The 13,249-nt window shown below is 69.3% G+C and carries 15 protein-coding genes; 7 read left to right on the top strand and 8 right to left on the bottom strand.

Annotated elements, in window-relative coordinates; all coding sequences use genetic code 11:
* Window positions 1-81: 81 nt before the first annotated feature.
* The 3 genes from P3L18_RS20730 to P3L18_RS20720 all read left to right on the top strand — a co-directional run bounded on the left by P3L18_RS20730 (window position 82) and on the right by P3L18_RS20720 (window position 2,440).
* Window positions 82-1,095 (top strand): ferritin-like domain-containing protein, encoded by a 1,014-nt coding sequence (locus tag P3L18_RS20730; protein WP_276115108.1) that lies wholly within the window; start codon window positions 82-84, stop codon window positions 1,093-1,095.
* Between the two features lie 126 nt (window positions 1,096-1,221).
* Window positions 1,222-1,392, top strand: coding sequence for a hypothetical protein (locus tag P3L18_RS20725; protein ID WP_276115107.1), 171 nt, complete (start codon window positions 1,222-1,224; stop codon window positions 1,390-1,392).
* A 37-nt stretch (window positions 1,393-1,429) separates the two neighbouring features.
* Window positions 1,430-2,440 carry an iron-containing redox enzyme family protein gene (locus P3L18_RS20720; protein WP_276115106.1) on the top strand — a complete coding sequence of 337 codons (1,011 nt, stop codon included), beginning with the start codon at window positions 1,430-1,432 and terminating at the stop codon, window positions 2,438-2,440.
* Window positions 2,441-2,487: 47 nt separating this feature from the next.
* Here P3L18_RS20720 and P3L18_RS20715 read toward each other — a convergent pair whose 3' ends face one another.
* The 6 genes from P3L18_RS20715 to P3L18_RS20690 all read right to left on the bottom strand — a co-directional run bounded on the left by P3L18_RS20715 (window position 2,488) and on the right by P3L18_RS20690 (window position 8,021).
* Window positions 2,488-2,676 carry a CDGSH iron-sulfur domain-containing protein gene (locus P3L18_RS20715; protein ID WP_006370782.1) on the bottom strand — a complete coding sequence of 63 codons (189 nt, stop codon included), beginning with the start codon at window positions 2,674-2,676 and terminating at the stop codon, window positions 2,488-2,490.
* Window positions 2,673-3,371, bottom strand: a complete 699-nt coding sequence (locus P3L18_RS20710; RefSeq protein WP_276115105.1) for a HemK2/MTQ2 family protein methyltransferase — start codon at window positions 3,369-3,371, stop codon at window positions 2,673-2,675. Before P3L18_RS20710 ends, P3L18_RS20715 begins: the two co-directional genes overlap by 4 nt.
* A gap of 110 nt (window positions 3,372-3,481) precedes the next feature.
* Window positions 3,482-4,645: a glycosyltransferase family 1 protein gene (locus P3L18_RS20705; protein ID WP_006370780.1), complete on the bottom strand. Its 1,164-nt coding sequence runs from the start codon at window positions 4,643-4,645 to the stop codon at window positions 3,482-3,484.
* A 93-nt stretch (window positions 4,646-4,738) separates the two neighbouring features.
* Complete coding sequence (locus tag P3L18_RS20700; protein ID WP_079928912.1) at window positions 4,739-5,278, bottom strand: DUF3592 domain-containing protein; 540 nt, start codon at window positions 5,276-5,278, stop codon at window positions 4,739-4,741.
* A gap of 21 nt (window positions 5,279-5,299) precedes the next feature.
* A complete protein-coding gene (gene menD / locus P3L18_RS20695) occupies window positions 5,300-6,985 on the bottom strand; it encodes a 2-succinyl-5-enolpyruvyl-6-hydroxy-3-cyclohexene-1-carboxylic-acid synthase (protein WP_276115104.1) in 1,686 nt (561 codons plus the stop codon).
* A gap of 169 nt (window positions 6,986-7,154) precedes the next feature.
* Window positions 7,155-8,021, bottom strand: a complete 867-nt coding sequence (locus P3L18_RS20690) for a hypothetical protein (protein ID WP_006370777.1) — start codon at window positions 8,019-8,021, stop codon at window positions 7,155-7,157.
* 124 nt (window positions 8,022-8,145) lie between these two features.
* Here P3L18_RS20690 and P3L18_RS20685 point away from each other — a divergent pair, with 124 nt between their 5' ends.
* Genes P3L18_RS20685 through P3L18_RS20675 form a run of 3 tightly spaced genes read left to right on the top strand, consistent with a single transcriptional unit; the run spans window position 8,146 to window position 11,204 of the window.
* Window positions 8,146-8,769: a class I SAM-dependent methyltransferase gene (locus P3L18_RS20685; protein WP_094602365.1), complete on the top strand. Its 624-nt coding sequence runs from the start codon at window positions 8,146-8,148 to the stop codon at window positions 8,767-8,769.
* 25 nt (window positions 8,770-8,794) lie between these two features.
* Window positions 8,795-9,871: an AbrB family transcriptional regulator gene (locus tag P3L18_RS20680; protein WP_276115103.1), complete on the top strand. Its 1,077-nt coding sequence runs from the start codon at window positions 8,795-8,797 to the stop codon at window positions 9,869-9,871.
* A 31-nt stretch (window positions 9,872-9,902) separates the two neighbouring features.
* Window positions 9,903-11,204 carry a saccharopine dehydrogenase NADP-binding domain-containing protein gene (locus P3L18_RS20675; RefSeq protein ID WP_276115102.1) on the top strand — a complete coding sequence of 434 codons (1,302 nt, stop codon included), beginning with the start codon at window positions 9,903-9,905 and terminating at the stop codon, window positions 11,202-11,204.
* Between the two features lie 9 nt (window positions 11,205-11,213).
* Here P3L18_RS20675 and P3L18_RS20670 read toward each other — a convergent pair whose 3' ends face one another.
* Both P3L18_RS20670 and P3L18_RS20665 read right to left on the bottom strand, forming a co-directional pair.
* Window positions 11,214-11,870 (bottom strand): PaaI family thioesterase, encoded by a 657-nt coding sequence (locus P3L18_RS20670; protein ID WP_014359121.1) that lies wholly within the window; start codon window positions 11,868-11,870, stop codon window positions 11,214-11,216.
* Window positions 11,871-11,928: 58 nt separating this feature from the next.
* On the bottom strand, window positions 11,929-12,102 hold the full coding sequence (locus tag P3L18_RS20665) for a hypothetical protein (RefSeq protein WP_006370772.1): 174 nt from the start codon (window positions 12,100-12,102) through the stop codon (window positions 11,929-11,931).
* Window positions 12,103-12,251: 149 nt separating this feature from the next.
* Between P3L18_RS20665 and P3L18_RS20660 the strand changes: the two genes are divergently transcribed.
* On the top strand, window positions 12,252-13,220 hold the full coding sequence (locus P3L18_RS20660; RefSeq protein WP_276115101.1) for a 1,4-dihydroxy-2-naphthoyl-CoA synthase: 969 nt from the start codon (window positions 12,252-12,254) through the stop codon (window positions 13,218-13,220).
* The last annotated feature ends 29 nt before the right edge of the window (window positions 13,221-13,249 follow it).

Genomic DNA, 13,249 nt, shown 5'->3' with positions numbered 1-13,249 from the left:
GTTCGCCACGACGGGGTTTCTTCCTCACCAACCGGGGAACACCGTGGACACGAGAGCTCGTCCCCAACATCTGGAGGGAACATGACCGTCTCCACCACCACCATCCATCAGCAACTGCGCGCGATCCTCGCGCTCACCCACACCGAGATCCAGATCGCCGAGACCCGGCAGGCACAGGCCCGCACCGAAGCGGTTCGCGCCGAACTGGCCGGCAACGCACGCAAGGGCCGCGACCGCGCTGCCGCCATCGAGAAGGCGCTACGCGAGCGCGACGGCTTCGCCGATGTCCTTCGCCCGGCCCTCGGCCGCGTCGCCGCATCGGTCAAAACCCTCGCCGAACAAGCCCAACCACTCGATGAGGCACTCCTCGGCGACCTCGCACTCGAGCAGCAATTACTCGGCCGCGCAACATATCTCAAGGCTCTGGCCACCGGCGCCGACGACGCCGACCTCCTCGCGCTGGCCGAACGACTCGTCGACGCCCATACCGAGACCGTCGGCTGGATCAGCACGGTGCTGGCCGAAGAAGCCCTCGGCGGGCCGGCCGCACTGCGCCGCAGTCCCACCCAGTGGGCCAGCGGCCTCGCCGCCCGCGCGGTGACGCTGCCGGCAATCGCCGCATCGCGCGGCGCCGACCGTGTCGCACACGCACTGCGTCAGGTCCCCGACGCCGTCTCCGGTCTGCGCAGCCGCATCGGCAACACCGTCGACGACGCCACCGAAGCCGCAGAACAGGCCGGGCAGAGCCTCGTTGAGGCAGGAACGGCGACCCTGCGCACAGCGACCGCCGCCCGTGACGCCGCACTCGAGGCCATCGAGGACAACGCCCGGATCAACGGCGCCACCGGCGTTGCCGACACCGTGGCCTCGGTCCGCGAGGCGACAGGCACCGTCGACCCCGACGACCTGCCCATCCCCGACTACGCCGACCTCAACATCACCGACGCCGTCGCCGCAATCAAGGAGCTCGACGAGCCCGCCGACATCCGCGTGACGTTGCACTTCGAGGAAGCCCACAAGAACCGGCAGCGCGTCGTCAACGCCGCCGAGGCGCGCATCGCCGAGATCGCCAAGGATGTGGTCGGCGTCGAGTAACCCTCGCCGCCGGCACCACAGCGCCGTTCGCCCCACCACCCCGGGGGCGGACGGCGTGCGTCTCTCCGCAACAGGTTTCGGCGACGCCTCACGCGGGAACACGACCTCCAACGACAGGAGAGAACCATGGCCGAACGAGACGAGAACCCCACCACCGACGACGACAAGCTGCATCCGGGCCCCACCGACAACGACGGGTCCGGCGGCATGGCCACCCGCGAGGTGACGCCCGAACTCGTCGGTGACGACCACACCGACGAGTCACGGGCTGCCCGCGACGCCGAGTCCGCCGATTAGCGGTTTACCCAGCTCAACGAACGGGTACACCGGTCCTATGCACACGCGCATTCCCACCGCGACCGTCAGCCGCGCGCTGCCCGCACCCCGCGGTCCGCTCTCGGAACGTCTCCTCACCGCGCTGCGTGACGGCACCGACGTCGCTCCCGACCTCGTCGCCGACGCCGACCCCTTCGGCGACGACGTCCAGCTCGCCCTCTACGTCGCCTACGAGTTGCACTACGCGGGCTTCACCGACGTCGTCGGCGATCGGGAGTGGGATCCCGGCATCATCGCCCTGCGCACCGCACTCGAACGACTCTTCCTCGACGCGGTGCGCGCCGGCCTCGATACCGCGCCGACGACAGCCGAAGCGTTGATGGACGAGTTGAGCGTCGAGCCCGTCCATGGCGTCGGCCTCTCGTTCCGGTTGCGCGACAACGGAACCTGGCAGCAGTACCGCGACCTGTTCGCTCTGCGGTCGCTGTATCACCTCAAAGAGGCCGATCCACACGCCTGGGCCATCCCACGACTGCGGCGCACCGCCAAGGCGGCGTTCGTCGCGGTGGAATTCGACGAATTCGGTGGTGGCCGCGGCGAATCCGTCCATCAAGAGCTGTTCGCCGATCTCCTGGCGGCCGCCGACCTCGACCCCGCCTACCTGGCCTACCTCGACCGCGCTCCGGCATGGGCGCTCGCCCCGGTGAATCTGATGTCCTGCTTCGGTTTACATCGATCTCTGCGCGGCGCGACCGTCGGGCACCTGGCCGCCACCGAGATCACGTCGTCACCCGGATCGTCTCGGCTGCTGAGCGGGCTCGAACGGCTCGACGCCCCCAAGCCGTGCCGGCTGTTCTATCGCGAACATGTCGAGGCCGACGCCGTCCATGAGCAGGTCCTGCGCCGCGACGTGGTGGGATCACTACTCGCCGAGGAGCCCGAACTCGAAGCCGATGTGATCCTGGGCATCCGCGGATTCCTGTTCGTCGAGGACGCATTCGAGGCGGGGCTGACCGCCGCATGGGAGACCGGGCCGGTGTTGGCCGGGGTCGCATCTGTGCCGGTCTGACGCGCCGGCCTGCCCCGCCCACCCAGGACCCGCCCACCCAGAGCGCGCTACTCCCGCCGACGGCGCCGATGGCTGGTGTCGCACAACGGATATGTGCGGCTGCGCCCACAGGCACACACCGCGACCATGAACCGATCCGAGCGCACGTGGGTGCCGTCGGGGAGTTCGATGTCGACGGGCCCGGGCACCAGCATCGGACCACCTCGTGTCACCCGGATGGGGGTCGCGTCACTCATGCCGCACCTTTCCTGATCGCTCGCACCACGGCGAGTTCCTCTGTCCGGCGGCCCTTCTCGAGCAGCCCAAGACCTTCGAGCCACTCGGCGCGCGCGGTCATCACCGGCCCGAACGGCACCCACCGCACCGCCATCACGTGAGCGTCGAGACCGTTGGCGCGCAACGCATTCACCGTAGCGTCGATGTCGGCGAACTCCGACTGCACCAGCAGCAGGGTCCCGCCGGGCTCGAGGAATTCAGATGCGTGTGCGCACAACGGGTCCAGGACGTCGCGGCCGGTCGGGCCGGCGTCCCACGCATGTCGCGGGCCGGGACTGATCGCCACGCCGTCGTCGATGCCAGGAGCCGGCACGTACGGCGGATTACAGGTCACCACGTCGAACCTGTCGCGACCGATGTGGTCCTCAAACCGCCCGTGGTGCACCCGAACCGGACACGGGGCGTCGATGCAGAGTCGCCGCGCGTGATGCACCGCGAGTTCCGAGGCGTCCACGGCCGTGACCGATGCGGCTCCCGAATGCGCAGCCGTCCGCGCCAACACGCCGCTGCCGGTGCACAGATCCAGTACCCGACCGCCGATGATCTGCGGCAGCAGACGCAGGCAGTCGGCCAACAGCAGCGAATCCTCTTGTGGCTGGTACACGCCACCGGCGTACGACGGTTCGGGACTGATCTGCTCGAAGCTGAGGGTCATGTGCGCCTTCCGGGGCCGATGAGCGGGCGAAACACGTGCTCACGCGGCATTCCCCGATCACGCGTGGGTCAAACCACCGTTCCGACCCCAGCCGGCAGCAGCCGATCCACTCACCCGGCGAGCCGTTGCCGCCCCATCGCGATCCGCGCATCGCCTCCGCGTTCGGCGATGACCTCGCCGTAGTGCCCGAGCAGTTCCTCGCACAGCGCCGGCCACGTCCGCGCGCGCACCGCGGCCAGCCCGGCCCGGCCCATCGCCGCGCGTCGGGCGGGCTCCCGCAACGCGGCGACCGTTTCGGCGATGCGATCGGCGTAGGTCGCCGGATCGAGGAGGAATCCCGTCGACAACGGGGTCACCAGGTCTCGTGGTCCACCCGCATCCGGGCCGATCACCGGTATCCCGCTGGCCATCGCCTCCTGGATGGCCTGGCAGAAGGTCTCGTGCTCACCGGGATGGGCGAAGACGTCCAGGCTGGCATAGGCGCGCGCCAGTTGTTCGCCGCGCAGTTCGCCGGTGAACACCGCGTTCGGGCAGAGTCGTTGCAGGCGAGCACGTTCGGGGCCGTCACCGACGATCACCAGCCGCACCGACGGGTCGCGGTCCAGCGGGGCGAGCCGCTCGACATGCTTTTCCGGCGCAAGCCGGCCCACGAATCCGACGATCAACCGGTCCGCACCCCACTGTGCGCGCAGGTCGTCATCGCGTCTGGCCGGCGAGAACTGGGCGGTGTCGACGCCGCGCGCCCATCGATGCAGTCGCGGAATCCCGCGGGCGGCAAGCGCTTCCATCGTCGCCGTGGACGGCGCGAGGGTGCGGTCGCAGGCCAGGTGCACCATCCGCGTGTATCGCCACGCCGCGCGCCCGGCCACCTGAAGGCGGTATGCCTCGGCGAATCCGGCGACGTCGGTCTGGAACACGGCCACCGTCGGAACGCCCAACCGCTTGGCCGCCAACGCGCCTGCCCCACCGACCACGAACGGCGAGGCGAGATGCACCACGTCGGGGCGCACGTCGCGCAGGGCTCGGTACATGCTCGGCATCGGCACCCCGACGGGCAGCGACGTCACGCCCGGAAATCGCATCGAGGGCACCGTGTGCACAGGGGTGTGCCGACCCACCAGCCGCGGTGCCCGCTGACCGTCTCGCTCGGAATCCGGTGCGATCACCACCGCACCATGCCCGGCGTCCTCGAGATGCTCGACGACTCGTAGAACAGAGTTGACCACCCCGTTGACCTGCGGAAGAAAACTCTCGGCGACGATAGCCACGCGCATGGCGCCAATGGTCGTTGACTTCGATGACCTCGGCGACGACCGCATGTGACCTACGCGCGAACTCCGCGCGAACCTCTGGTCGCCGCAGCATCCTCACGCATCGACGGTTGCCCGGTCGTCGGCGGGACGCGGTGACGGGTCGTCGTCGGGGTGATCGCCGCCGTCACCGTCGTCGGGGCCGGAGTCGTCCTCGTCGGCGCGACGCGCGGCCCGGCGCAGCAGGCGGCGATTGGCCTCGGCGATCAGCACCATCACGGCGAGAACGATCAGCCACGTCAGCGCGGCCACCGACAGCGCCGGGATGATCGCCAGCGACGCCCCTCTCCCAGCGGGCTTGGCCAGGTCGGGGTTGCTCTGGTCGTATTCGACGCTGATGCGTTGTCCGGTACCGAGTTCTGTCGGATACAGCAGCCCCAGCCGCGGGCTGTAGATCTGCCCGTCGGGCGTCTGGAAGTACGCGACGGCGTGCAGGCGGTCGGCCGAGACGATGTCGGCCATCACGGTGCCCTTGTCGCGGTTGATCGCCGCGTCGTTGCGGAAGGCGGCCACGACCATCGCGCCGGCCATCACGGTGACGATCAGCCCGATCACCAGCAGCGTCTTTTGCACGCGCCGCAGGATGACCGGATTCATGCACCTCAGAATACGGGCCCACTACCGCAGGCGGCCCACGATCCCCGCGTGCACCGAACGCAGGCGCTCACGGTCGGTGACCACCTCGACGACTTCCACCCCGCCGGCGCCCGGCTCGGCCAGCACCGCAGCCAGGTCGGATTGCTCGACGCGGCGGTGCGGCAGATGGAATCCCGCACACAACGAGGCCAGGTCGGTGCGATGCGGCGTGCCGAACACCCGCTCATAGGCACCGGCGTACGGGCCGGAGTTGAATCGCGGATCGCCCTGCTCGAGCAGCCCGAAGATGCCGCCGCCGTCGTCGTTGGCGACGACGATCCGCAGATGCCGCGGCCGTGGCTCCGACGGCCCCAGAATCAGTCCGGTGGCGTCGTGGATGAAGGTCAGGTCTCCCATCAACGCGACGGTCCGCGACCCCGGATGGTCGACGTCGTGGGCCAATGCCGCGCCGATCGCGGTCGAATTCGTCCCGTCGATACCGGCCACGCCACGGTTGGAGAGCACCCGCACGCCCGGCGAGACGCGCCCGGCCAATGCGACGTCGCGGATCGGGTTGCTCGCGCCGACGACCAGTTGCTCGCCGGGCACCATGGCCGCGCTGACCGTACGCGCGACGTGCAGGCCGGTCGCCGGACCGCCCGCATCGAGTTCGGCGTCGACCGCCCCGAGGACGCGCTGATGAACCTCGGCGCACTGTTTGAGCCAGTCCTCGGCCGCCTCGCCGGTCGCCTCGACCCGGGTGCCGGTCGCGAACACATTGCCCGACACGTCCGGCCACCGCGGTCCGGTGGTCACCGCGTAGACGCGGACCTCGGGGTCGGCGAGCAGTCGCGCCACCCCGCGGTGCAAGGTGGGCCGACCGCAGATGATGGCCTGCTTCGGGGCGAGCGCGTCGAGCGCCAGCGGATGCAGCGGGGTCACCGCATGCGGTGCGGTCGGCTCGGCGACCGTCGGGATCCCGTCCAGCTCCGGATACCGACCAGCTCCATGACCTGCGACGACGACCGTGTCGAGGGACAGGTCGATGGGCAGTGGGATGTCGAGTTTGCCGACCGGAGCCTGTGTCCACGGCAGCCCACCGGGGCGTCCGGCGAAGACGCCGAGGTCGGACTCGGGGCCGGTCTGCGGCCCGGGGACGAGCGGCTCGCGCAACGGGATGTCGAACTGCACCGGTCCGGCGTTGCCGGTCCGCGCACCCCGCGCCGCCGCCAGCACGCGACCGACCGCCGAGCGCCACTGGCTGTTGGTGTCGAGGTCGGCCTCGGCCAGGCCCAGACTGATCGCCGCACGTACCTGCGTGCCGAAGATCCCGAACTGCTCGACGGTCTGATTGGCCCCCGACCCGAGCAACTCGTACGGCCGGTTCGCGCTGACCACCACCAGCGGCACCCGGGCATAGTTGGCCTCGAAGACCGCCGGGCTCATGTTGGCCACAGCGGTCCCGCTGGTCATCACGATCGGCACCGGCCGCCCCGACGACGCCGCCAACCCCAGGGCCAGAAATCCCGCCGACCGTTCGTCGATCCGGACGTGTAGCCGCAGCGCGCCCGCGGCGTCGGCGGCATGGAGCGCGAATGCCAGTGGCGCATTGCGTGATCCCGGGCACAGTACCGCCTCGCGGACCCCGCCGCGGACCAACTCGTCGACGATGACCCGCGCCTGCAGGGTGGACGGGTTCGGCGGCGCGGATTCCGGGGAAGAACTCATGGTTTCCACACTACGATGCCGCTTTTCCGCAACGATCTCCGCCGATGGATGCCCCGTGGCACCCCTGCTCGCCTGTTTTCAGTCATTCCGGAAGTAGAAATTCGACAAAAGCCCAGGTCGGCGGGTGCGGTGTACTCGGCAAATGACTGAAAACAGGCGAACGGCACGATCATTCGTCGTCGGGAGGCGGCAACCGGTGCCGATCGTCGTCGAGGGTGCGGGTGATGTCGGCCAGTGTGTCGTCCCAGCCGTAGAGAACGTCGTCGTAGGTCAGGCGCATCGTCGAGTAGCCCCTGGCCAGCGATTTGCGGTCGCGGCGACGGTCCTTGCGGTAGTTCTCCAGACTGGTGTGATGAAGCTTGCTGTCGCATTCGATCAGAAGTCGGCCCACCCGCAGGTCGAACCAGCCCAACCCGATGAGATTCGGTTGGACCACGACGTCATGTCCTCGTCGTCGTAATCGGGTGCGCACCATGGTCTCCGTGCCCGACTGGGATCGGGGATCGCATTCGGCCAACAGCATCTCGATGGTGGCGTTGGCTCGCGGCAGCATCACCAGCAGCAACTCCACATCGAGACCCTGACTGTTCAGCACCGAATCGGCGACGACGATCCAGTCATCGGGACTCATGCACCCGACCGCACTGCACAGGGCCAGGGGGACCGGGTCGAGGATCGAGTGCACCGGTAGCGGCGGCCCCGGCGGTCGACAGCAGGCCGTGCCCCGCCTCATCGCATCCTTGCCCGCGCGGATGTGCACCTCCTCGTAGCCCGGTGGAACCCAGATCCCGTGTTTGTCCAGCGCGGTCGGACCCGACAGTGCGCCGTATCCCCGTGCCGCCAGCAGTGCGTCGGAGTCGGCGCCCGGGGTCGAGTACCACCCTCGTCGTTCGACGGCGAGTTCTCCTCGGCGCACCATCCGCCGCAGGTCGTTGTCGGTCAGCCCGCCCGCGATCAACTCCGTACGGCTCTTCACACCCAGTTCGACGGTCTTGTCCACGAGGTTTGGACGCAGCGGGGCCCGTTCTGGCTCCATCTCGCCTGTTTTCAGTCATTTCCGAAGTAGAGATTCACCAAAAGCCCAGGTCAGCGCGCCCTGCATACCCGGCAGATGACTGAAAACAGGCGAGCACGCGGGCCGGCGGACCTATTCTCGCCTCATGGGCTCCGGTTTCTACGACCGCCACCTCCTTCCGCGACTGATCAACCTGACCTGCGGGTCGTCGGTGATGGTCCCGCTGCGCGGACGCGTCTGCGCACCGCTGACCGGCCACATCGTCGAGGTCGGGTTCGGCTCGGGCCACAACATCGAGGCCTACCCGCCCGCGGTGACCCGGGTCAGCGCCATCGAACCCTCCGATGACGGGTGGCTTCTCGGTGCCGACCGCATCGCGGCGTCGCCGGTCCCGATCGACCGCGCAGGGCTCGACGGACAGTCGCTGCCCTTCCCCGACAACACCTTCGACGGCGCCTTGTCGACGTTCACGATGTGCACCATCGCCGACCTGCCCGCGGCCCTCGCCGAACTTCGCCGGGTCCTCAAACCTGCTGCCTCCCTGCGCTTCCTGGAACACGGTGACGCACCCGATCCCCGGGTCCAGCGGTGGCAGCGCCGCCTCGAGCCCGTCCAGCGTCGGGTCGCCGGTGGCTGTCACCTCACCCGCGACATCCCCGCCGCCCTCACCGACGCCGGATTCGAGATCACCGACCTCGACCGCTTCTACCAACGCGGCACCCCCAAGACCTTCGGCGCGCTGAGCCTGGGAGGCGCCCGCACCCGCTGAGCCGGGCCCGCCTACGCTGGGGCCAGTGCGTCGTTGGATCGGATTGGCTCTCGTCACCGCGATCGCCGCACTTCTTCTCGAACTCCTCGACGTCGACGCCGCCGCCTTGTTCGCCGGCCTGGTGGTCGCCGCGGTCCTCGCCATCGCCGGACTCGCCCCACGCACACACTCCGACGACCCGGACGCCCCGGTCGTCCCCCGACCTCTGTTCCTGGCCGGACAGGGGGTGCTCGGTGTCTACATCGGCACCATGGCCGACCCGAGCACCCTGTCGGGACTGGGGTCGGCGTGGTTACCGGTGCTCGTCGTCGGGCTGGGCACCCTGGCCCTGTCGGTGGCCGGCGGAGCCCTGCTCGGACTGCACCGCCAAGTCGATACCCTCACCGGCGCACTCGCCTTGGTCGCCGGCGGCGCGTCCGGACTGGTGGCGCTGACGCGTGAACTCGGTGGCGACGAGCGGGTCGTCGCCGTCGTCCAGTACGTGCGCGTGGCCCTGGTGACCCTCACCATCCCGCTGGTCGCGTCGGTGGTGTTCGGCGCATCGGCCAACGGTGTCGCCCAGGCGTCACCGAGCTGGTCCGATCAGGGTTGGGGGCTGGTGCTGCTCGCGGTGTGCGCGGGGGTCAGCGTGCCCGTCGGCCGGCTCATCCACCTCCCGGCGGCCGGCCTGCTCGGTCCGATGGCGTTGTCGACGGCCGCCGAGCTGACCGGACTGGCCGGCGACGCCGCGATCTCGCCGATCCTGCTCGCGATCGCCTACGCGTTGATCGGCTGGCAGGCCGGGCTGGGGTTCACGATGGAGCGACTCAAGGCAATCGGGCGCATCCTGCCAGCGGCGATCGGTCTGATTCTCGCGATCGGCGTCGGCTGCGGGCTGCTCGGCGTCCTGTTGTCGTGGTGGACCGGCGAATCGATGTTCGACTGCTATCTGGCGACCACCCCCGGCGGCATCTATGCGGTGCTCGCCGCGGCCACCGCGGCCGGCGGCAATGTCGCCTTCGTGGTGGCCGCGCAGATCCTGCGTGTGCTGTTGATGCTGTTCGTGGCACCCTTCGCCGCGCGCTGGGCCGCCCGACGGCGCCCCGGACCAGCCGCGCTGTGACCGATCTCGCACGACGATTACCCTCGACGCCATGAGTGGGGAGAATCCGTCCGAGTCCGGCACACCTGAACCGACAACCACCACGCCCGCCCGCGAGTTCGACGTCGTCGTCTTCGGCGCCACCGGCTTCGTCGGCGAGCTGACCGCCCGCTACCTCGCCGAGCATGCACCCGCCGGCACCAAGGTCGCGCTGGCCGGCCGCACCGAAACCAAACTCGCCGAGGTCCGTCGACGCCTGCCCGCCGCGGCGTCGAGCTGGCCGCTGATCGTCGCCGACGCCTCGTCGCCGAGTTCGCTCGACGCGATGGTCGCCCGCACACGGGTGGTCTGCACGACGGTCGGCCCCTACCTGCGGTACGGCGAGTCGCTCGTCGTCGCGGCCGCCACCGCGGGCACCGACTACGTCGACCTCACCGGCGAGGTGCCCTTCGTCCATTTCTCCATCGACAAGGCCCACGAGACCGCACAGGCCACCGGTGCCCGCGTCGTCCACTCCTGCGGATTCGATTCGGTCCCTTCCGATCTCGGTACCTATCTGCTGTACCGCAAGGTCGCCGACGACGAGGCGGGCACGCTCACCGACACCACGATGGTGGTCAAGTCGATGCGCGGCGGCGTCTCCGGCGGCACCATCGATTCGATGCGGGTGATCGCCGAGGAGGCCAAGGACCCGCAGAAGCGGCGGCTGCTGCTCAATCCGCAAGCGCTGTCCGGTGATCCGGGCGACACCCCGAAGGTCAGCATGTCCTCGGAGCCCAGTGACATCGCGGTCGTGCGCGCCCGCACGGTCGACCCGTCGTTGTCGGGGACACTCGCGCCATTCTTCATGTCGTCGTACAACACGCGCGTCGTGCGACGCTCGAACGCGTTGCTGGACAACGCCTATGGCCCCGATTTCCACTATGCGGAGACCATGAACGTCGGCGGTATCCCGGTCCTGTCGGCGTTGATCGCCGGCAGTGTCAGCGTCGGCACCGGAGCGTTCCTGGGGGCGATGAGTTTCGGTCCGACGCGCCGGCTCCTCGATCGCGTGCTGCCCAAGCCGGGTAGCGGTCCGAGCGAAAAGACCAGGGAGAAAGGCTTTTTCGTCACCGAGACCTACACCCGCACCAGCACCGACCGTCGGTACCGCTCGCAGATGAAGCTGTCGGGCGACCCGGGATACAAGGCCACCGCGGTGATGCTCGGCGAGAGTGCGCTCACCCTGGCCCTCGACCGTGGCGAACTCCCGGCCCGCAGCGGCGTCCTCACCCCGGCCGCCGCGATGGGCGATGCGCTCGCCGACCGTCTGCGGGCCGCGGGAGCGAGCTTCGACGTCCGCGAGTTGACGTAGCCGAGACGCCTACGGCTGCCCCGGCTTGAGCGCGATGAACAGCGCGTCGAGTTCGGCGCACAGCCGGTCCCCGTCGTGCAGCGTGCCCTTGACGAAAGCCTTTCGGCCGTCCAGGTTCTCGACCCAGGTGTGCATGCGCAGCGGGGTGCGCAACGGGGTCAACGATCGGTAGCTGACGGTCAGATAGGCGGTGCGGGTGATGCCCTGCACGGCCAGTGCCGACGCCATACCGCCCAGGTCGTCGAAGGCCACCGCGACGTGGCCACCGTGCGCGGCGTCGTTGCCGCCGAGGTGGAACGGACGGAAGGTCACCGAGGCAACAACGCCGTCGGGTCCGCCCTCGCTGATCTCGTACGGCGGCAGCGTGATGTTGCCCCGCGCAGGCAGATCGATTCGGGTGCCCGCGGGCGAACGCCACTCGTCGATCTGCACGTCCTCGAGGCGCTTGTTGAGCGCGCGGACCTGGTCGATGAGTTCGTCGGTGATCTCCGGGGTCGGGCACGCGTAGCGCGCGAGATCCATCAGCCGCCGGATCTCCTCGCTGAGTTCGCCGTAGCGCGGGCCGCCGCGGTCGGTGGTGATGTCGATGCGAGCGCGGAATCCGCCCTCGTGCGGCGAGTCCGCGTCGGCGGGCACGGCCCAGCCCGATTCTGGCGAAGAAGTCATGCCCGACACCGTATCGGCGCCGGTCATCGGCGTCGCAGTCGGCGCAGCCTAACGCGAGCTACCGGTGGTGGTGACGGGTGCTGCCGACCGCATGCAGATCCACGTGGGTGGACTGGGTGGGCGCCTCCCGACGGTCCCGGAGCTTGATGATCGCGCCGATCAGCAGGGCGAGCACGACCGACAGCGCCACCCACACGGCGACGACGATCAGCACGATCTCCCACACACCCACGTCGCCAATATGCCAAAAGGCGCTGGTGGGTGGCCACTCATCGGGAATAATCCCGCCAAATTCTAAGAAACCGGCGCTCGGGGCAGCCCGGCACCGCCCCGGCCGGGTGTTCGCCGGCGGCTCGGGATCGGTGTCCTAACCTGAACGCCATGAGCACCGACGCCGCCTCCGCCACGCCACCCCCCTTCGATCCGACCCAGTGGCGTCCGGTGATCGACCTCGGCGAACTCACCGACATCACCTACCACCGGCACGTCGGCACCACCCGGGCCGATGGCATCGTGCGCATCGCCTTCGACCGCCCCGAGGTCCGCAACGCGTTTCGGCCGCACACCGTCGACGAGCTCTACCGCGCCCTCGACCACGCGCGACGCACCCCCGACATCGGCACGGTGCTGCTCACCGGCAACGGACCGAGCCCCAAGGACGGGGGGTGGGCGTTCTGCAGTGGCGGCGATCAGCGCATCCGCGGTCGGTCCGGGTATCAGTACGCGACCAGCCATGACGCCGACGTCGCCGCGGCCGGCGCCGAGGGCGTCGACGAGACACGCGTGAAGGCGGAGGGTGGCCGCCTGCACATCCTGGAGGTCCAGCGCCTCATCCGCACCATGCCCAAGGTCGTGATCGCCGTCGTCAACGGCTGGGCCGCCGGCGGCGGTCACTCGCTGCACGTGGTGTGCGACCTCACCCTCGCCTCGCGCGAGCACGCCCGGTTCAAGCAGACCGACGCCGACGTCGGCTCCTTCGACGCCGGCTACGGCAGCGCGTATCTCGCCAAGCAGGTCGGCCAGAAGTTCGCCCGCGAGATCTTCTTCCTCGGCGAGGTGTACGACGCGGAGACGATGCACCGGATGGGCGCGGTGAACCGGGTGGCCGACCACGCCGACCTCGAACGCACCGCCATCGAGTGGGGTCGCACCATCAACGGCAAATCGCCCACCGCACAACGCATGCTGAAGTTCGCCTTCAATCTCACCGACGACGGGCTCATGGGCCAACAGGTCTTCGCCGGCGAGGCCACCCGCCTGGCCTACATGACCGACGAGGCCGTCGAGGGCCGGGATGCCTTCCTGCAGAAGCGCTCTCCGGAATGGGACGCTTTTCCGTATTACTACTGAATCACCACCGGCTGGTCACACCGATCCCA

Source organism: Gordonia sp. N1V, assembly GCF_029269935.1.
Classification (GTDB): domain Bacteria; phylum Actinomycetota; class Actinomycetes; order Mycobacteriales; family Mycobacteriaceae; genus Gordonia; species Gordonia polyisoprenivorans.
This window is presented reverse-complemented; position numbering and strand designations above follow the sequence as displayed.

Excerpts from the sequence above, each read along its gene's own strand:
- P3L18_RS20730 (WP_276115108.1), top strand. The coding sequence starts at position 82 with ATGACCGTCTCCACCACCACCATCCATCAGCAACTGCGCGCGATCCTC.
- P3L18_RS20725 (WP_276115107.1), top strand. The coding sequence starts at position 1,222 with ATGGCCGAACGAGACGAGAACCCCACCACCGACGACGACAAGCTGCAT.
- P3L18_RS20720 (WP_276115106.1), top strand. The coding sequence starts at position 1,430 with ATGCACACGCGCATTCCCACCGCGACCGTCAGCCGCGCGCTGCCCGCA.
- P3L18_RS20715 (WP_006370782.1), bottom strand. The coding sequence starts at position 2,676 with ATGAGTGACGCGACCCCCATCCGGGTGACACGAGGTGGTCCGATGCTG.
- P3L18_RS20710 (WP_276115105.1), bottom strand. The coding sequence starts at position 3,371 with ATGACCCTCAGCTTCGAGCAGATCAGTCCCGAACCGTCGTACGCCGGT.
- P3L18_RS20705 (WP_006370780.1), bottom strand. The coding sequence starts at position 4,645 with ATGCGCGTGGCTATCGTCGCCGAGAGTTTTCTTCCGCAGGTCAACGGG.
- P3L18_RS20700 (WP_079928912.1), bottom strand. The coding sequence starts at position 5,278 with ATGAATCCGGTCATCCTGCGGCGCGTGCAAAAGACGCTGCTGGTGATC.
- menD (WP_276115104.1), bottom strand. The coding sequence starts at position 6,985 with ATGAGTTCTTCCCCGGAATCCGCGCCGCCGAACCCGTCCACCCTGCAG.
- P3L18_RS20690 (WP_006370777.1), bottom strand. The coding sequence starts at position 8,021 with ATGGAGCCAGAACGGGCCCCGCTGCGTCCAAACCTCGTGGACAAGACC.
- P3L18_RS20685 (WP_094602365.1), top strand. The coding sequence starts at position 8,146 with ATGGGCTCCGGTTTCTACGACCGCCACCTCCTTCCGCGACTGATCAAC.
- P3L18_RS20675 (WP_276115102.1), top strand. The coding sequence starts at position 9,903 with ATGAGTGGGGAGAATCCGTCCGAGTCCGGCACACCTGAACCGACAACC.
- P3L18_RS20670 (WP_014359121.1), bottom strand. The coding sequence starts at position 11,870 with ATGACTTCTTCGCCAGAATCGGGCTGGGCCGTGCCCGCCGACGCGGAC.
- P3L18_RS20660 (WP_276115101.1), top strand. The coding sequence starts at position 12,252 with ATGAGCACCGACGCCGCCTCCGCCACGCCACCCCCCTTCGATCCGACC.